The organism is Luethyella okanaganae (genome assembly GCF_042660285.1).
GTDB lineage: Bacteria > Actinomycetota > Actinomycetes > Actinomycetales > Microbacteriaceae > Luethyella > Luethyella okanaganae.
Genome location: NZ_JBHSTP010000002.1, coordinates 168,892 through 187,134, shown reverse-complemented (window position 1 = coordinate 187,134; position 18,243 = coordinate 168,892). Strand labels below are relative to the sequence as shown.

Annotated in this window: 14 protein-coding genes; 5 read left to right on the top strand and 9 right to left on the bottom strand. The window is 66.9% G+C overall.

Going from position 1 to position 18,243, the window contains the following annotated elements; genetic code table 11:
• Positions 1-24 precede the first annotated feature (24 nt).
• Positions 25-1,548: an ABC transporter substrate-binding protein gene (locus tag ACFQB0_RS08545; protein ID WP_386730181.1), complete on the bottom strand. Its 1,524-nt coding sequence runs from the start codon at positions 1,546-1,548 to the stop codon at positions 25-27.
• Positions 1,549-1,802: 254 nt separating this feature from the next.
• On the opposite strand from ACFQB0_RS08545, the gene ACFQB0_RS08540 reads away from it, so the two are divergent.
• On the top strand, positions 1,803-2,963 hold the full coding sequence (locus ACFQB0_RS08540) for a class I SAM-dependent methyltransferase (protein WP_386730178.1): 1,161 nt from the start codon (positions 1,803-1,805) through the stop codon (positions 2,961-2,963).
• A gap of 28 nt (positions 2,964-2,991) precedes the next feature.
• On the opposite strand, the gene ACFQB0_RS08535 is transcribed toward ACFQB0_RS08540, so the two are convergent.
• The 3 genes from ACFQB0_RS08535 to solA form a co-directional block, all read right to left on the bottom strand.
• The gene (locus ACFQB0_RS08535) at positions 2,992-4,362 is read right to left on the bottom strand and encodes a hypothetical protein (RefSeq protein WP_386730175.1); all 1,371 of its coding nucleotides are present in this window, start codon (positions 4,360-4,362) and stop codon (positions 2,992-2,994) included.
• A 145-nt stretch (positions 4,363-4,507) separates the two neighbouring features.
• Complete coding sequence (locus ACFQB0_RS08530) at positions 4,508-4,948, bottom strand: nitroreductase family deazaflavin-dependent oxidoreductase (RefSeq protein WP_386730172.1); 441 nt, start codon at positions 4,946-4,948, stop codon at positions 4,508-4,510.
• A gap of 26 nt (positions 4,949-4,974) precedes the next feature.
• Positions 4,975-6,132 carry an N-methyl-L-tryptophan oxidase gene (solA, locus tag ACFQB0_RS08525; protein ID WP_386730168.1) on the bottom strand — a complete coding sequence of 386 codons (1,158 nt, stop codon included), beginning with the start codon at positions 6,130-6,132 and terminating at the stop codon, positions 4,975-4,977.
• A gap of 273 nt (positions 6,133-6,405) precedes the next feature.
• On the opposite strand from solA, the gene ACFQB0_RS08520 reads away from it, so the two are divergent.
• Positions 6,406-8,541, top strand: a complete 2,136-nt coding sequence (locus ACFQB0_RS08520; protein WP_386730164.1) for an ATP-dependent Clp protease ATP-binding subunit — start codon at positions 6,406-6,408, stop codon at positions 8,539-8,541.
• Positions 8,542-8,833: 292 nt separating this feature from the next.
• Here ACFQB0_RS08520 and ACFQB0_RS08515 read toward each other — a convergent pair whose 3' ends face one another.
• Genes ACFQB0_RS08515 through ACFQB0_RS08495 form a run of 5 tightly spaced genes read right to left on the bottom strand, consistent with a single transcriptional unit; the run spans position 8,834 to position 11,360 of the window.
• Positions 8,834-9,361 carry a phage tail protein gene (locus ACFQB0_RS08515; RefSeq protein ID WP_386730162.1) on the bottom strand — a complete coding sequence of 176 codons (528 nt, stop codon included), beginning with the start codon at positions 9,359-9,361 and terminating at the stop codon, positions 8,834-8,836.
• Positions 9,362-9,412: 51 nt separating this feature from the next.
• Entirely contained in the window at positions 9,413-9,907 is a 495-nt protein-coding gene (locus tag ACFQB0_RS08510; RefSeq protein ID WP_386730159.1) for a phage tail protein, read from the bottom strand.
• A gap of 12 nt (positions 9,908-9,919) precedes the next feature.
• Entirely contained in the window at positions 9,920-10,420 is a 501-nt protein-coding gene (locus tag ACFQB0_RS08505) for a phage tail protein (protein ID WP_386730157.1), read from the bottom strand.
• Complete coding sequence (locus tag ACFQB0_RS08500; RefSeq protein WP_386730154.1) at positions 10,417-10,947, bottom strand: GNAT family N-acetyltransferase; 531 nt, start codon at positions 10,945-10,947, stop codon at positions 10,417-10,419. Before ACFQB0_RS08500 ends, ACFQB0_RS08505 begins: the two co-directional genes overlap by 4 nt.
• On the bottom strand, positions 10,944-11,360 hold the full coding sequence (locus tag ACFQB0_RS08495) for a DUF6916 family protein (protein WP_386730152.1): 417 nt from the start codon (positions 11,358-11,360) through the stop codon (positions 10,944-10,946). The genes ACFQB0_RS08500 and ACFQB0_RS08495 overlap by 4 nt, the downstream gene beginning before the upstream one ends.
• Before the next feature lie 273 nt (positions 11,361-11,633).
• Here ACFQB0_RS08495 and ACFQB0_RS08490 point away from each other — a divergent pair, with 273 nt between their 5' ends.
• The 3 genes from ACFQB0_RS08490 (at position 11,634) to ACFQB0_RS08480 (ending at position 18,233) form a co-directional block, all read left to right on the top strand.
• Entirely contained in the window at positions 11,634-15,524 is a 3,891-nt protein-coding gene (locus tag ACFQB0_RS08490; RefSeq protein ID WP_386730149.1) for a beta strand repeat-containing protein, read from the top strand.
• 135 nt (positions 15,525-15,659) lie between these two features.
• A complete protein-coding gene (locus tag ACFQB0_RS08485) occupies positions 15,660-17,252 on the top strand; it encodes an amino acid permease (RefSeq protein WP_386730146.1) in 1,593 nt (530 codons plus the stop codon).
• A gap of 132 nt (positions 17,253-17,384) precedes the next feature.
• Entirely contained in the window at positions 17,385-18,233 is an 849-nt protein-coding gene (locus tag ACFQB0_RS08480; RefSeq protein WP_386730143.1) for a pentapeptide repeat-containing protein, read from the top strand.
• Positions 18,234-18,243 lie beyond the last annotated feature (10 nt).

Genomic DNA, 18,243 nt, shown 5'->3' with positions numbered 1-18,243 from the left:
GGCGACGACCCGCCCGGCGGTGGGTCAGCCCTGCTGGATGTAACGCAGGGTTGGGAACATCATGCCCGTGACCGGGGTCACGGTGATGCCGTCGGAGCTGAAGTAGGTGTTCTCGGCCTGGTACCAGACCGACCACCAGGCCTTCTTGGTGAGCAGGGTGTCGAGCTCTCCGACGGCCTTCAGCTGGTCGTCGCCCTGAGACGTGGAGATCTCATCGACGAGGGCCTTCACATCGGGGAACTGGTCGTACTGCGGGGCGGGATTGAACCACTGGGCGCTCGTCACCTGGCGGGCGACGGTCGCGAGTGGGTTCGAGTCCATTGCCAGGAAGGTGATGAACATCGGGTAGGTCGGCGCGTTGAGCTGGTAGTCGGGCTGCTGCATGTCGTCCCAGGTCACGGTCACGCCGATCGCCGCCAGCGACTGCTCGGCCACGGCCTGCCAGGTCTGGAAGACGGGCGACATGGGCATGTTCAGCGCGAAACCGTCGGCGTAGCCGGCCTCGGCGAGGAGTGCTTTGGCCTTCTCGACGCTGTAGGCGTACATGTCGTCGAGCGATTTGTCGTCGATGGTGCCTCCGGCCGGGAACACCTGGTTGGAAGCTGCGCCAGCGCCGCTGCCGATCGACTGCAGGATGCTTGCGCCGTCGAAGGCGTAGTTGAGGGCCTGTCGCACGCGTTCGTCGCCGAGCGGCTTGAGCGTTGCGCCGGTGCGGTCGATGAACTGCAGTCCCACCCATCCGGACACCTTCGACGCCACGTTCCAGCCGTTCTCCTCGGCCTGCGGGATGTCGGTCGCGTTGGCGAAGTTCACGTTGATCTGACCCGAGAGCATGGCGTTGTGCCGTGCCGTGGCGTCGATGATCGGGAATATCGTGAGGGTGGTGAACGGATAGGTCTTCGAGTCCCAGTGGTCGGCGACCTTGGCGAAGTGGTACTCAGCGCCGGCGACGCTCGTCGACGCCTCCAGGGTGTAGGGGCCAGAACCGACGGGGGCGTCCTTGAGGCTGTTCGCCGTGATGGCGGAGGGCGACATCATGTAGCTGCGGCCGAGGCCCATGAAGTAGAGCAGGGTGTCGTCGCGTCTGGTGAGAGCGAACTCGACGGTGTCGTCGTCGACCGCAGTGAAGCTGGCGACGCTGAGGTAGGCCTCGCCGGAGCGGGGGCCTGCCTTGAGATGTTTGAGGCTCGCGACGGCCGCCTTCGCGTCGAAGGCCTCGCCGTCGCTGAACTTCGCGTCGGTACGAAGGTTCATGGTCACCGTGAGGAAGTCGTCGGAGACCTTCCAGTCGGTGGCGAGAGCCGGGATCGGGTTGCCGTCGGAATCGAGGGCAACGAGCGGGTCGTAGACGGCGGACAGGTAGGGGCCGTCGAAGCCGATGTCGGCGAGAGCGGGGTCCCAGGAGTTCACGTCGAGGAAGTTGCCGATCTTGAGATCGGTGGTGCCGGTGTTCGGGGAGCCGCTGTCGTTGCTGTCGCTGCCGGGGGAGCAGGCGGTCAGCATGAGTGCTGTTGCGGCCAGTATCGCCGCGAATGATGCCTTCTTCATCGTTTTCTTCTCTCGGTTGCCAGGGCGTTGGTGGTGGGGGTGTGGATCTATCGAGGAAATCGCTCGAGCGGTGCAGCTCGTCCCTCATTCGCGCTCAGCGCTCCGACGGAACGAGGTTCGCGAATGTCGCGGTTCCAGGAACCGAGTCAAACGCCACTCCGATGTGTCGTGGCGGTAATTCTACAGTTGTTGACGAGAAAGGCAATTCTTATTTTTGAACGGTTGCTTTCAGCCCCGATCGTTACGATCAGGGGGTGAATGCCATATGGGACGCCGACGCTCTCCGTCGTTTTCCCGATGTCGAGGCCGCCAATCTGCATGCGGTGGATGCCGCGGATCGTCTCCTGCTCGACGAGGCCGCCGGGGCTCTGAGCCTGCTCGGCCCGGGTGAGCTCGTCGTCGTCGGTGACCACTACGGGGGGCTCGCGCTCGCCGCTGCCGCCCTGCACGGTCTTCGCGGTATCCGGGTGCACCAGGATCCGTTGTCGGGCGAACTCGCGCTCTCCGCGAACGCGGAAGCTCTCGGGCTCTCAGGCAGCTACCGTTCCGCAGACCTCGACGGCGAGCTCTTCTCGGGCGCGCGGCTCGTGCTCATGCAGTTGCCGCGCGGGCTGGCCGCGCTCGAAGAGATCGTGGAACTGATCGCGCTCACCGCCGAGCCGTCGGTCGTCGTGTATGCCGGTGGACGCATCAAGCACATGACGCCGGCAATGAACGACGTGCTGAGTCGGCATTTCGTTCGCGTCGACGTCTCGCTCGCTCGCCAGAAGTCCCGGGTGCTGAGGGCGGGCGAGCTTCGGCGTTCGGTCGTCCGATCCCCGGTCCAGGGGCGGCAGCTCGACCCGGTTTGGCCTCGAGTCCAGTTTCATTCCGACATCGGAATGTATGTCGCGGCGCATGGTGATGCGTTTGCGGGTACGAGCGTCGACATCGGCACGAGGTTCCTGCTCCAGCACCTCGACGATGCGAGTCCTGAGGCGGAGACGGCGATCGACCTCGGTTGTGGCACGGGCATCCTGGGCACGGCGCTGGCGATGCGAAGGCCGGCAATCCGCGTGATCGCAAGCGACCAGTCGGCCGCCGCCGTCGCATCGACTCTGGCGACCGTGCGTGCGAACGAGGTGAACGACCGGGTGTCGGTCGTGCGCGACGACGCGCTCGGCGCGCAGGCAAGCAGCTCCGCGGAGTTCATCGTGCTCAACCCGCCGTTCCACCTCGGGCCCGCCGTGCACGCTGGAATCGCGCTCAAGCTCTTCGAAGACGTCGGCCGCGTGCTCGCGCCGGAAGGCGAGCTCTGGTGCGTGTGGAACTCCCACCTCGCCTATGTTCCAGTGCTCGAACGACTGATCGGATCGACGCGCCAGATCGCTCGGAACAGCAAGTTCACCATCACGGCCTCGCGGCGGCGTGGCTAGATCCCCCGCGGACGCCGGGGAGTCCTTTTCAGGCCACAGGATCCAGAGCATCGATCGCGGCGCCCGCCCGCCCGCGTCTTGCCATGATCCAGAGTTCGCGGATGCACCATCCGAGCAGCACCACGAGCAGGGCGTTGCGCGCCGTGAGCACTCCGGCGACGATCGGATTGAGGTCGATCAGAGCGAGATAGAAGATCGGGAAGACGAGGGTTGTGAGCGTGGCGATCACCGTGAGCAGCAGCACCGGGGCCCGCCAGTGGGGCCAGCTGCTCACGAGTCCGACGGCCACGATGGGCGCGAGCCACAGCATGTACTGCGGCGAGCCGACCTTGTTGAAGACCACGAACGCGCTCGTCAGTCCGAGGGCGCCCACGAGCAGCAGGCGCTGCGGGTCCGCTCCACGCTGCTTCGCCCAGACGACGAAGATCGCGATGGCTGCGACGACCGCGAGCATGAGCGGGGTGAGCACGGCGATCGCTGCGACATCGCCTGGCCCGGTGACCTCCCGCGTCGCGATGTTGTAGTTCTGGTAGACGCGAGTTTTCGGAACCCCGGCGATCGCCATCCAGAGCCAGGGTGTAGCGACGGGTGCTTCGAGCTGCAAGGCTCGGTCGGACTGCATCGTCGCGAAGCCAGCGAGGAAGGAGAGCCCTCCCGCCGCCCAGACGGCGCCCGCTACCCCGAGTGAGAAGAGGGCGGTCGTGACGATGATCGCCCTGCGGCGCACGCCCGCCGTGATCGCGGCCAGGATGACGGCGGCCGGCCAGACCTTGATCCAAGTGGCGGCTGCGAGCATGAAGGATGCCACGACGGGGCGACGCGCCAGCAGCACGATCGCGATGATGACGAGAGGGGCGGTGAATCCCTCGAGCCTGAGCAGGGCCACCGGCGAGAGCAGAAGCAGGATGAGCATCCACCACCAGGCGGCCGTGAAGCCTGCGGCACGTCGTCCGCCGTCGGTGATCACCCAGATCGAGGCCGCGTTCACCGTGGTGAGCAGCAGGAACCAGACCGTCAGGTAAAGGGCCGAGCCGAAGATGTTGGGCAGAACGATCGGCGCCAGTGCGCCGATCGGGTAGACCCATTCGAAGTCTATGCCGGGCCATGAGCCGCTCTCGATGGCGTCCATCGCCCAACGCCGGTAGAGCGGCAGGTCGCCCATCGTCCCACCGTCGATCATCGTCGGGAGCATCGCGCCGAGGAAGAGCAGATGCAACGCGACGAAGCCCCAGAGCAGTGTCCTGGGCCGCTGCATCCAGGCCCACAGTCGCGCCCGAGCGTTCGGCGGGAGACGCTTGCCGATATGCCTGAGTGCCGCCGAACGCCGCTTGTCAGGCGGTGGGGTGTCTGACGGCACGGGACCGGTCTGTGATCGACGGGTCTGAGGTTGGCGGATCATGGGCGAACTCTCGCTGCGGCGGCAGCCCGATTAGGCGCACTCATTGCACCCATCGTAAGGGGTGAGGGTTACGTCAAGCTGAGAATCCGACGAGCGTCGCGCGACGGCCTTCGGATGTGCCGCGCCGTCACTCTCGTGATCCGGTTCATTCCGCTCGGCGGGCGAGGAGGAACACCGGAATGGCGCGCGCCGTCTTCTTCTGGTAGATCTCGTAGTCTGGCCAGGCTGCGACCGCGCGCGCCCACCAGACCGCCTTCTCGTCGCCGAAGAGTTCCCGTGCGTCGTAATCGTGCTTCTCCGGGCCGTCCTGCAGCTCGACGTGCGGGTTGGTCACGAGGTTGTAGTACCACACGGGATGTTTCGGCGCTCCGCCGAGCGAGGCGACGACAGCGTAATCGCCGTCATGCTCGACGCGCATGAGCGGAACCTTGCGCAGCTTGCCGGACTTCGCGCCCACCGAGGTGAGCACGACCACCGGTCGACCGCGCATCGTGGTGCCTGCCGTGCCGCCGGACGACTCGTAGGTCTCGACCTGCTCGCTGGCCCAGTCGGCCGTTCCACGCTCGTACTCGCCCGTGAGTGGCATTCGTTCGCTCCTTCGTGTCGTCGCGCTCAGACGGAGAATCGCCGGGGATCCATGAAGCCCGTCTCGATGGACTGTTCGAGGCCGATGGCCGCCCTGGCGAGGATTTCGCCGAGCGCGGGTGCGTGTTTGAACGCGTGGCCGCTGTCGCCACCGCCCACCACCATACGACGGTGGAGCGGTGAGTGGCCGACGACGAACTGGTCGTCGGGGGAGAGGGTGATCATGCATGGGTCAACGCGCGCGGGCGCGGGATCGATACCCGGCAGGGCCGTGCGCATGAGCCCGGCCACCTCGCTCCAGTCGCTCGACCGCACTCCTCGATCCATCCGGTCGGGATCGAGGGTCGCACGCTCGTGCCAGATATCGCCGACTCCCGTCTTGACGAGGTCGCCGTGGGCTCCTGTACCGACGGAGCCGTGGCCCCAGAGCACATCTCGCAGGCCGAGCTGGCGCACGAAGACGGGGAATCGTTCGATTCGGTAGTCGTCGCCCCCCGCCTTCGGCTCGAACCAGGTCATCGGGGTGCGCACCGGCTGCAGTCGCAGACCGGGAACGGCGGCGGCGAGCCATGCTCCCTGGGTGAGAATCACGCGATCGGCGATCCACTCGCCCTCAGCGGTGCGGATGCGCACGTCGTCGTCGCCGGGGTCGACTTCGAGCACTCGCGTGTTCTCGATGGTGCGAGCGCCGAGCGCCCGAGCGCGTGCGACGGCCGCGACCACGGTTGCCTCGGGAAATGCGATCCCAGCGCCCGGCACGAGCACTCCGACATCGTCCGGGTCGAGGCCGGCGTGTTGGGGGTAGCGTTCGGAGAGCTCGGCGCTGCCGATGCGGGCGGTCTCGACCCCATGGGCGGATGCCGCGGCGAGCGTCCCGCGCACCACGTCGGAGTCCTCCCGCCCGATCATCACGCCGCCGGTCATTCGCAACAACTCCTCACCGCTGTGTTCCTCGAGTTCGCGGAACAGCTCACGCGAAAGCTGTGCGACAGGGGTGAGATCGGGGTGTTCGAGGCAGGCCTCACGGTAGAGCCGGGTCGCTCCGTGCGTGGACCCGAGCGCGTGGCCGACGGCGAACTGCTCGAAGCCGACGGCGGCGACGCCGTGTTCGGCGAGTCGCCAGAGGGCGCTCGCCCCCATTGCGCCGAGCCCCACGACGGCCACCTCGATGTGCTGTGCCGTCATTCCGTCCATCCTCTCTGCGTCTCCCGCATCCGTCTCTGTTTCCCCCGCATTCGTCCATCCTTTCATCCGCCGCGCGCCCACCCCCTCTCCTCCCTATCTCCCCTCCCTCCCCCTCGAGACTGCGTGAATCGTCGAAAAGGAGGCTCTTTTCGACGATTCATGCAGTCTCGAGGAAGGCGGTGAGGGTGAGGGAAGAAGAGAGAGGTCTGGCGAAACCGCGTCGCGCTTGATAAAGTTGAGTCATATCGACTCAACTTTGAAAGGAATTCGCTAATGCAGCCAGGGCAACAGCCTCCGCAAGAAGAAGCCAAGAGCGCCCTCGAGCAGTATGGCGTGAACCTTACGGAGATAGCGAAGAGCGGCAAACTCGATCCCGTGATCGGGCGCGACGCTGAGATTCGGCGGGTCAGCCAGGTGCTGACCCGGCGCACCAAGAACAATCCAGTGCTCATCGGCGAGCCGGGCGTCGGCAAGACCGCCGTGGTAGAAGGCCTTGCCCAGCGCATCGTCGCCGGCGACGTCGCCGAGTCCCTCAAAGGAAAGCAGCTCGTTGCGCTCGACCTCGCCGCACTCGTGGCCGGTGCTATGTACCGGGGTCAGTTCGAAGAACGACTCAAGGCCGTGCTCAAGGAGATCAACGACGCCGACGGCCAGATCATCACCTTCGTCGACGAACTGCACACCCTCATGGGCGCCGGCGGTGGCGAGGGATCCGTCGCGGCCTCCAACATGCTCAAACCGATGCTCGCCCGTGGTGAGCTACGACTCATCGGTGCGACGACGCTCGATGAATACCGCGAGTTCATCGAGAAGGACGCCGCGCTCGAGCGGCGCTTCCAGCAGGTCTTCGTGGGCGAGCCCAGCGTCGAGGACACGATCGCGATCCTGCGCGGACTCAAGGAGCGGTACGAGGCGCATCACAAGGTCGCCATTGCCGACAGCGCGCTCGTCGCCGCGGCATCCCTCAGCAATCGCTACATCACCGCCCGCCAGCTGCCAGACAAGGCGATCGATCTCATCGACGAGGCTGCGAGCCGCCTGCGCATGGAGATCGACTCGGCTCCTGTCGAGATCGACGAGCTGCGGCGCGGGGTGGACCGGCTCAAGCTAGAGGAGCTCGCGCTCAAGAAGGAGAAAGACGACGCGTCTAAGCAGCGACTCGAGAAGCTGCGAGAGGACCTGCACGAGCGGGAGGAGCGACTCGCCGAACTGCAGGCGCGCTGGGACAAGGAGCGTGCATCGCTCAACCGCGTCGGTGAACTCAAGGGTCGGCTCGACGAAGCGCGTGTGAACGCCGATCGTGCGCAGCGTGAAGGCGACCTCGAGCGCGCGAGCCGCCTGCTCTACGGCGATATCCCGGTGATCGAGCGGGAACTCGCCGTCGCGGAGCAGATCGAGAGCGATGGTCCGCTCATGGTCAACGATCAGGTGACTGCCGAGGATATCGCCGCCGTCATCGCCGCCTGGACCGGCATCCCGGTCGGCCGCCTGTTGCAGGGCGAGACCGAGAAGCTGCTCCATCTCGAGAGTGAGCTCGGCAAGCGGCTCATCGGTCAGAAGCGCGCCGTGAACGCCGTGGCCGACGCCGTGCGCCGCACTCGCGCAGGGGTCTCGGACCCTGACCGTCCGACAGGGTCTTTCCTGTTTCTCGGCCCGACGGGTGTGGGCAAGACCGAACTCGCCAAGGCGCTCGCCGAGTTTCTCTTCGACGATGAGAAGGCCATGGTGCGCATCGATATGAGCGAGTATGGCGAGAAGTTCTCCGTCTCCCGCCTCGTCGGCGCTCCCCCCGGTTACGTCGGCTACGAGCAGGGCGGGCAGCTCACCGAGGCGGTGCGCCGACGTCCTTACTCAGTGATCCTGCTCGACGAGGTCGAGAAGGCTCACCCTGAGGTCTTCGATGTGCTGCTGCAGGTGCTCGACGACGGGCGCTTGACGGATGGGCAGGGACGAACGGTCGACTTCCGCAACGTCATCCTGGTTCTCACCTCAAATCTCGGCTCTCCGATCCTTGTCGACCCAAGCCTGTCGCAGGATGAGAAGGAGCAGGCCGTGCAGCAACTCGTGCGACAGGCGTTCAAGCCCGAGTTCATCAACCGGCTCGACGACATCGTCGTCTTCTCCGCTCTGTCGCACGAGGAACTGGGCGAGATCGTCGAGCTCTACATCGACCGGCTGTCTCGCAGGCTCGGCGAGCGGCGCCTGGAGCTCGCCGTGACCCCGGATGCTCGGAGCTGGCTCGCCGAACGCGGCTACGATCCCGTCTATGGGGCGCGACCGTTGCGAAGGCTCATGCAGCACGAGATCGACGACCGCCTCGCACGGGCATTGCTCTCAGGAACGATCCGCGACGGCGACACCGTTCGGGTTGATCTCGCTGAGGGCGGCGAGGGGCTTACGGTCGTGTAGCCCCCGCCCCTCCCCCTTTTCCCCCTTGCGCGAGACTGCGTGAATCGTCGAAAAGAGCCTGCTTTTCGACGATTCACGCAGTCTCGGGGGGAGTGGGAGGCACGGGGGGAGTGGGAGGCACGGGGGAAGGGGGACGGGGGTTGGGGGTGAGGGCTGCGACCGTAGCCTCGGTTCGCGAATGTGTCCTTTTCCGACGACCGTGCCCCACATACCGGACATACTCGTCGGAAGAGGCCACATTCGGCGAGGGGGGCGCGAGGGGGGCGAGGGGGGCGAGCGAGGGGGGCGAGCGCTATGGGCGGGGAGGGAAGATCCCCTGCATGGCGATGATGTAGTTCACGACCAGGTACGGCGGCATGTTGTTGTGCGGAAGGTTACCCCCGGCCACGCCGATCGACTGCGGATGCATCGTCGTGTTGGATGTCGCTGCGTAGTTGCGCTCGGCGGCCCTGCCATAGCGCGGCTCGGCCCACGCGTTCTGGTTGGGTGTGCTCGTGGTGCCGAGCGCTGCGACCGCCTGGGCCACGTGAGAGTGAGACGGCATCTCTGCGGAAAGGAGGGTCACGGACTTCGACCCGCCCTGCTGACCGAGGTCGTAGCTGCTGAGCCCCTGCCCCTGACCCTGGCCGATCGGGCTCGCGCCCTGAAGGTTCGGGAGTGCGAAGGTGGTCTGACCGTTGCCGCCGTAGTTCGTTCCCAGCAGTGAGAAGAGCGCCGTGTTCTGCGAGATCGGCAGGAGCTGCCCGTTGCAGAGCGCCCATCCGGTCGGAGCGAAGTTGAACCCGACGGCTCGGATCTCGCCGACGAATGGATCAGTCATGTGCTGGCCTTTGCTTTCGGGTGCGCAGCTGCGCAATGTGTCGGGTCGTCATCAGTTGCGGCTCGGGAAGATGCCGGTGAGGGCGATCGCGAAGTTGACGACGAGGTAGGGCGGCAGGTTGTTGTGCGGCTGACCGCCGCCGCTCGAGGCGAGCGAGGCCGCGGCGAGCGGCGTGCCGGGGTTCGGTCCGTAGGCGGGCTTCCTCGGCCCTGCCCAGTAGGCGTTCGACGGCGAGATCGCGTCGGCGGTGGTCGCGGCGACCGCGCCGTGCGCGTGCGACGGGAGTTCGTCGATCGTGAGGACGTGGGCGGCTTCGCCTCCCGTCTGCCCCTGGATGAAGCCTGCGCCGACATGCAGGGGGATGCGCTCCCGGAGGTCGGGAAGGGCGAAGGTCGTCTGGCCGTTGCCGCCGTAGTAGGTGCCGAGCAACGAGAAGAGTGCCTGGTTCTGGGCGATGGGCAGCAGCTGGCCGTTGCACAGCGCCCAGCGCTTCGGGGCGTAGTTGAAGGAGACCATACGGATCTCACCGATGAAGGGTTCACTCATGGTCAGTCGCTTTCAGTTCTGCGTCGGGAAGATGCCGAAGAGCGAGATGATGAAGCTCACGGCGAGGTACGGCGACATATTGTCGTGCGGCCGGTTCGCGCCGCTCGGAGAGATCGCGGCGGCATTCATGGCCACCGTTGGTGCGACCGTGCTGTAGGGCACATCGGGCCAGGCTGCCCAGCTCGCGTTGCTCGGATCGCCCGTCGCCGCCGCTCCGGTCGCGGCGAGGGCCGTATGGCTGTGCGGGGGAATCTGGGCCGATGTCAGCGTCACGCTTTCGGTTCCGGAGGCCTGTCCGAGCGGGAGGCCGCTGCTCGCGTGCCTGGGAAAACGCGATTGCAGATTGGGGAGCCCGAATGTCTGCTGTCCGTCACCGCCGTAGGTGGTTCCAATGAGCGTGAAGAGGACATCGTTCTCGGCGATGGACATGAGCTGTCCATTGCAGAAGGCCCAGCCGGCGGGCGCGAAATTGCCTCCGAACAGCCTGATCTCTCCGATGAACGGGGTGCTCATGAGGTCCTCGCGATTCTGTTGTGACCGGCCGTTGAGGGGAGCGCGTCGGGCGCGCGGTGCAGAGAGAGGTAGTCCGGGCGCTCGGCCGCAACCGAGAACCCGAGCCGTTCGTAGAGCCGCCTGGCGGCCCGGTTGCCGGCCCAGACGGAGAGCTCGACCGGGCGACCGGATGCCGAGGCACGCTCGCACACCTCTGAGAGCACTGCCGTTCCGATGCCGCCGTTGCGATGCTCTGACGACACGGAGATGTCGATGAGTCGCCACGCCGTGCCGCTCTCGTCGACGAGGATGCGACCGGCAACGGCACCGTCGACCAGGATCACCTCGTGCCGTGCCTCCGGGTATTGCGCCGAGTACTGCGCCTGCTGCGCCCGGTACTGCATGTCCACAAGTGCGGGACGGAGCCCGGCCGGAAAACCGGAGAAGTCCGCGGACCGCGATTGCTCGAAGATCCGGCGCAGCAGAGACTCGTCGGCGGGCGCGGCGGCGCGCAGCGTGATCGCCCGTGCGGGAGTGAGCGTCGTCATGAGAGCCGATTGACAAGCGCCTGCAGGGTGACCCCCGCCGTGTCGGAGCCGACCTCGGAGAGGAACAGCACGGCCGTCGGCACGCCCGGTCGGGAGACCTCGTAGATGCCGGATGAGATGTCGAGACCCTCGGACTCGAAGATCAGGTTGAACCGGTTCTCGTCGTCCTCCTCGAGGAGGGGGAGCACGTCGTCGATCTCCGACAGCCTGAGCCGGGTGCGTGTCGAGCCGGAGTCAGCGGTGAACGACCGGCCGATGTGCGGGACGAAGTGCGACCTGACCGGAAGTCCGCCGGTCGGCGTCGCCCGCGCGTTCGCATTCGCCGCGAGTGGCTGGGCCGCAGCGCTGAGCGCCGCCGCTCCGGCGGAGCCGACGGCTGCGCTCACGACAGAGCGTCGGGAAATCTCGAGCATAGGTGGCCCCTCCGTTTAACATGAGAATTCTTGCACTTTCACAGTGTGGCTGCCACCATGTTCCTTGTCCAGCATGAACATGCGGAGACGGTCTCCTTCCGTTGCCCCGATCGGGCTACAGCGGTGGGCGCCTCTCAGCATGGCTTGCAGTCGCACCTCCCGCAGTCCGGGCACCCTCATGCTCGCCCAACGGCGTTCGATCCCCAACAGCGCCCAGTCCGAACAGCAGCTCCGGCAGCCCCCCCGGTGTTCGCAGAAAGCACGGTCCGATCCATGAACGTGGCCAGCCCCTCGACCTCGCCTCACGTCCGCGTTCGGGACCGCATCCTCGCCGTTCTGACGGCCTTCGGACTCGCGACAGCGGGAGCCCTGGTCGCCGCCGAGCCGGCTGCCGCGGCGGCGACCTCGCCGATCACGGTTCAGACGACGGCGGATGCCGACGGCAACGGCGCCTGCGCGGCGGGCAGCATCGTCGACACGGCTTCGCCCGTCACTCTCCGCAACGCGCTCTGCGTCGCGAGCAACCTCGGCACCGCCGTCGAGGTCATCGTGCCCGCAGGGACCTATCTGCTCGACGGCGCTCGCGGACCGCTCGCCCTCGGGACGCAGACGGGATCCGCTGTCACGGTGACGGGCGCCTCCGCGGCGGCGACGGTCATCACGGGCGACGGCACGCATCAGCTCATGAACATCGATCAGAATCTCGTCGGCTCGGTGACCGTCGAGCTCAGCGGGCTCACCTTCGACGGCGGTGTCGACAACACCTTCGGCGGCGGCGCGATCATCGCGGGCTCGGGCGGTTCGGCGGCCACGGGCGACACCCTCGTCGTGAACGACTCGGTCTTCACCCAAAACTCGGCCAACACCACCGCCGGCCCGACCGCGAACCCAGGAGGCGCGATCCAGTTCATCGGTGGCGCCCTCGAGGTCAATGACTCGACCTTCCAGAACAACTCCTCGGGCACCAGCTCGGGAGGGGCGATCGCCTACCAGGCGATGGGCCTTCCCGGTGAGCACCTGATCATCACCGGATCGACCTTCACCGGCAACGCCGCGACGTCGACCACCCCGGCCGCCATCGGCGGCGGCGCGCTTGACCTCGCCGTTCTCTCGGGCACGGCACCGCTCAGCATCACCGGCACCTCCTTCGTCGGCAACACGGTCACCGGCGCAGCGGCGAATCCGGCCCGCGGTGGGGCCATTCAGCTCAACAGCGGCACGCTCTCGATCACGGGCTCGAGCATCACCGGCAACCAGATCGCGGGTGGTCCGCCGGCCGCGGGTGCAGGCATCCATGTCGCCGGTGGTGCGCTCAACGCCCACTACAACCGGTTCGACGACAACGTCGGCGGCGTCGCTGTCTTCCAGGGCCCGGGTTCGGTCGACGCGACGAACAATTGGTGGGGCTGCCCTGCCGGCCCTGGGAACTCAGGATGCGATACGGTCGACGTGACGAACGCCTCCGCCTACACCCCGTACCTCACCCTGAACGCGCGTGCGACACCGGCAATGATCCTGCCAGGGGGAACCTCGACGGCCGTGACCGCCGATCTGCTGCTCAACTCCGGCGGCAGCGCGATCGTCGCCTCCGACCTCGGCGCGTTCGCCGGCCTCCCCGTGGTCTGGAGCGATCTCACCCCCGGTGCGTCGAGCGTCGCGTCATCGAGCTCGCCGATCGTGGCGGGGGTCGCCTCGACGACGTACCTCCCGAACGGCGCGCTCGGCCTGGGCTCGGTGAAGGCGAGTCTCGACGACGGTGGAGTGGTCGTGCCGATCGCCATCGCAGGGGCCTCGCTCTTCACGAGCGCCGCGTCGGCGAATGCTCTCGTCGGAGCGCCTTTCACGTTCACCCTCACGACGAGCGGATATCCGGTGCCGTCGCTCGCCCAGACGACGGGTGCCTTGCCGGCCGGACTGACGTTCTCCGACAACGGAGACGGCACGGCGACGATCTCGGGCACGCCGACCGTGACCGGCGCCGTCTCGCTCGCCTTCACGGCGACGAACGGTTACCTTCCTGACGCCGTGCAGAACTTCGCTCTACAGGTCGTTCAGGCGCCGTCGATCACGAGTGCGACGACGACGACGTTCACGGCCGGGGTCGCCGGCAGCTTCACCGTGACGACGGCGGGCTTCCCGATGCCCTCGCAGATATCGACGGCGGACGCCCTTCCGGCGGGAGTGACCTTCACCGACAACGGAGACGGCACTGCGACGATCGCAGGCATCCCGGACGCCGGAACCGGCGGACCTTATCCGCTTGCCATCGAGGCCGTCAATGGTGTGACGCCGGATGCGAGCCAGAGCTTCACCGTGATCGTCGACGAGAGCGCGACGATCACGAGTGCGGACAATACGACCTTCTCCGTGGGCGCGGCCGGAACCTTCACCGTCACGACCGACGCAGGATTCCCCGTCGCAACCACGCTCAACGTTACAGGGGCCTTGCCTGCCGGGGTCACCTTCGTCGACAACGGATCGGGAACCGCGACGCTCTCCGGAACGCCATTGTCAGGCGAGGGCGGCTCCTATCCCCTCACCTTCACCGCCTCGAACGGCACCGTTCCAGCCGTGCAGCCGTTCACGCTGACCGTGACAGAGGCTCCGGTCGTGACCCTGCAGCCATCGCCGCAGACCGTCAACGCAGGCAATCCGGCGAGCTTCTCGGCCGGCGCAAGCGGGTTCCCGTTCCCGACGGTGCAGTGGCAGGTGTCGACGACGGGTGGCGTGAGCTGGGCGGACATCGTCGGCGCAACCTCTACGACCCTCGGCTTCACAGCAGTACAAGCGCAGGACGGCAATCTCTATCGCGCGCTCTTCAGCAATGGGGTCGACGTTCTGTCGGTGTCTGCACTGCTGGTCGTCGGCACGCAGCCGACCATCACGAGCGCGGCGGCGGCGGCCTTCGTCGTCGGGGGCGGAGTGCAGTTCTTCACGGTGACCGCCACGGGCGTGCCCGACGCCTCCTTCACCACAGTCGAAACGCTTCCGGCCTGGCTCGCGCTTGACGACAACGGCGACGGCACGGCAAGCCTGCACGGAATGCCCCCGGCGGCGAGCGGAGGGCAGCACCCCTTCACGATCGAGGCGAGCAACGGCTTCCTGCCGATCGCTTCACAGCCTTTCGTGCTCACCGTGAACGAGGCACCGACGATTGTGGCGGCCACTGGCCTGACCCAGGACGTCGGTGACTCGATCACTGTGCCCGTCACGACGACCGGCTACCCCCTGTCGATCACGCTGACATCGACCGGTGCGCCGCCGGCTGGGGTGACCTTCGCCGACAACGGAGACGGCACCGCGACTCTCGCAGGCACTCCGGCAGTGGGAACGGGCGGAGTATATCCGCTCACCTTCACGGCCTCGAACGGAGTGCAGCCGGATGCGGTGCACGCCTTCACCCTCACGCTCAATGAAGGGCCGACGATCACGAGCGCCGACACCACGACGTTCGTGCGGGGCGCGACGATGTCTTTCACGGTGACGAGCTCAGCCGGCTATCCGTCCGCGGCGAGCTTCAGTGAGACGGGTGCGCTTCCCGCCGGGGTCTCCTTCACCGACAACGGCGACGGGTCGGCGACGCTCTTGGGCATGACGACCGCCATGGTCGGAAGCGTTGCGCTGTCGATCACGGCGAGCAACGGCGTGGTCGGCCTCGATGCCGTGCAGGCGTTCACCTTCGTCGTCGCCGATGCCGCCGTCGTGCCGTTGCCGCTCACGGTGCCTGTCGGCGACGGGGCGCTGGGCGGCGTGCCCTCGACTGTCGCTCCCGGGCAGGTGCTGAACCTGACCGGCACGGGCTTCGCTGTCGGCGCTCCGGTGACCTTCGGCATCTACTCGAGCCCGGTCGCGCTGGCGTCGGCCGTTGCGGATGCGACGGGTGCCGTGACCGTGACTGTCACGATCCCCGGGGACTACGCCGGCCCGCATTCTCTCGTGGCGAGCGGTGTCTCGGCGAGCGGCGGGCCCCGGCTTCTGCGGGCGGACACCGTCGTCGTCGCACCGGCGACGCCTGGCTCCGGCACGACGTTCGGCTCCGGTGCGAAGAGCGGTCTGTCGAGCACGGGGGTCGCGGGGAATGTGACGCTGCTAGCCATGCTGGCGCTGTTCGCCCTCGCGATCGGCATCGTCGCCCTCCTTGTTCTCCGCCGCCGGCGGGTCTGAATCGGTCGGCGGCGCACGAGAGAGTGGGTTGCCGCCGAGCCCTCGGTCTGATTGCCGTGTTCGCCTTGCCCCGGTTTAGCCTGTTACTGCGCCGTGCGACGAACCGTCGTCGGCGGCGAGGAAATGGAGCAAGTCATGGCCGAACACCCCCGCCCGCACGAGCGTCCGGTGCCGCCGGATCACGATCCTGTCGACGATCTCGAGAACAGCAGGGAACATCTCGGCGACCTCGCTCTCTCGGTGCAGGACTTCTCCTCGGAGCAGAAGGGCTACCACACCTCGCTCAAGCCTCGGCAGCTGCAGATGATCGCCATCGGCGGCGCGATCGGAACCGGACTCTTCCTCGGTGCCGGTGGTCGACTGAACATCGCAGGTCCTGGCCTCGTCCTGAGCTATGCGGTCTGCGGATTCTTCGCCTTTCTCATCCTCCGTGCGCTGGGCGAGCTCGTGCTCCACCGGCCGTCGTCGGGATCGTTCGTCTCGTATGCCCGAGAGTTCCTCGGTGAGAAGGCGGCGTTCGTCGCTGGCTGGATGTACTACCTCAACTGGGCGATGACGGCGATCGTCGATGTCACGGCAGTCGCGCTCTATGTGCAGTACTGGTCGGCGTTCACTTCGGTGCCGCAATGGGTGCTCGCCCTCAGCGCTCTGGCGATCGTGCTCGGCCTCAACCTCGTCTCGGTCAAGGTGTTCGGCGAGATGGAGTTCTGGTTCGCGATCATCAAGGTCGTCGCGCTCGTGATCTTCCTCGTCATCGGAATCGTGTTCCTCTCGCTCGGTTTTCCGACGGATGCCGGCGCGACGGGCTTCGGGATGCTCGCCGAGAACGGCGGCTTCCTGCCGCAGGGCCTGCTGCCTGCCGTCGTCGTGATGCAGGGCGTCGTCTTCGCCTACGCGGGGATCGAGCTCGTCGGAACGGCGGCTGGGGAGACGAGGGAGCCGCAGAAGGTCATGCCGAAGGCGATCAATACCGTCATCGTGCGCATCGCGGTCTTCTACGTCGGCTCGATCCTGCTGCTGTCGCTGCTGCTGCCGTACACCGCCTACTCGGCAGACGAGAGCCCGTTCGTCACGTTCTTCTCGCACATCGGCTCGCCCGAGACGGCTGCCTCAGCGGGAACCATCATGAACTTCGTCGTACTGACCGCGGCGATGTCGAGCCTCAATGCGGGGCTGTACTCGACGGGGCGCATCCTGCGCTCGATGTCGATGAACGGTGCCGCACCGGCGTTCACCGCGCGCATGAACAAGCGGGGAGTGCCCTATGGCGGCATTCTGCTGACCGGAGCGGTCACGCTTCTCGGTGTCGCCCTCAACGCCGTCGTGCCGCAGCAGGCCTTCGAGATCGTGCTCAACGTGGCGGCACTTGGAATCATCACCGGCTGGGGAATGATCATCCTGTGCCAGCTGCAACTGCAGCGCTGGGCGAAGCAGGGTCGCCTTCTTCGGCCCGCTTTCCGGTTGTTCGGGGCTCCGTTCACCTCGTATCTGACTCTCGCCTTCCTTGTGAGTGTGCTCGTGCTCATGGCCTTCGACTATCCCGTTGGAACCTTCACGATCGGTTCGCTGGTGCTCATCGTGCCGGCGCTCGTGCTCGGGTGGTTCATCGCCCGCAAGGGCATCGCCGAGGTCGCCGCCGCCCGCGAGGGCTACACGGGTGCGTTTCCCGTGGTCGCCAAACGGCCGGGGATCGACACGGTGAACCGGGTCGATCCCTCAGAGAGGTGACGACCGCTGTGCCTGTCCGGCCGGGTGTCGATCCTGTGCCGAGCCACCGGCGGCTGGCCTCTATACTCGGACAGACGGGCGCCCGAGCGGTCGGCGGCGCCATCTTCGTGAGGCGGCGGAAGGCGATACGTGGTGAGCGAAGCCCCGAGCAGCCCGCCGGACGGACGAGTGGAGCGGATCCCCGACAGGGAGCGTCTCGGGCTGCACGCAGACTGTGCGAACTGCTTCGGCCTCTGCTGCGTCGCGCTCGCGTTCACCGCCTCCTCGGACTTCCCCGTCGACAAGGCGGTCGGTGAGCCCTGCAGCAATCTGCGAGCCGACTTCGGTTGCGGCATCCACCAGCGCCTCAGACCAGAGGGCTTTCGCGGCTGCACCGTCTACGACTGTTTCGGCGCCGGGCAGAAGGTGGCTCAGACGAGCTACGGGGGTGTGGACTGGCGGGCCGCGCCGCGGACCGCGAAGAGGATGTTCGAGCTGCTGCCGATCATGCGGCAGCTCCATGAGCTGCTCTGGTACCTGGCGGAGGCGCTGACGCGCATCGAGGCCCGAGCGCTGGAGGTCGAGCTCAGAGCCGCTCTCGACGAGACCGAACACCTGACGCTCGGCGAGCCGGAGGTGCTCGTGGCACTCGATGTCGCCGCCCACCGTGCGGTCGTCAACGAACTGTTGATACGCACGAGCGGGCTGGTTCGCGCCGGAACCCGAGGCGTGGACAGGCGGGGTGCCGATCTCACGGGAGCCGCTCTCGGGGGTGCGAGGCTGCGAGGGGCGAACCTGCGTGGGGCGTACCTCATCGCGGCCGACCTCCACGATGCCGACTTGCGGACGGCCGACCTCATCGGTGCGGATCTCAGGGACGCCGATCTGCGCGGCGCCGATCTATCGTCATGCCTCTTCCTCACGCAGGCTCAGGTCAACGCGGCGATCGGGGATGCCGGCACGAGGATTCCGGCGCAGCTCGTTCGACCGCAGCACTGGTAGCCGCGGCGCG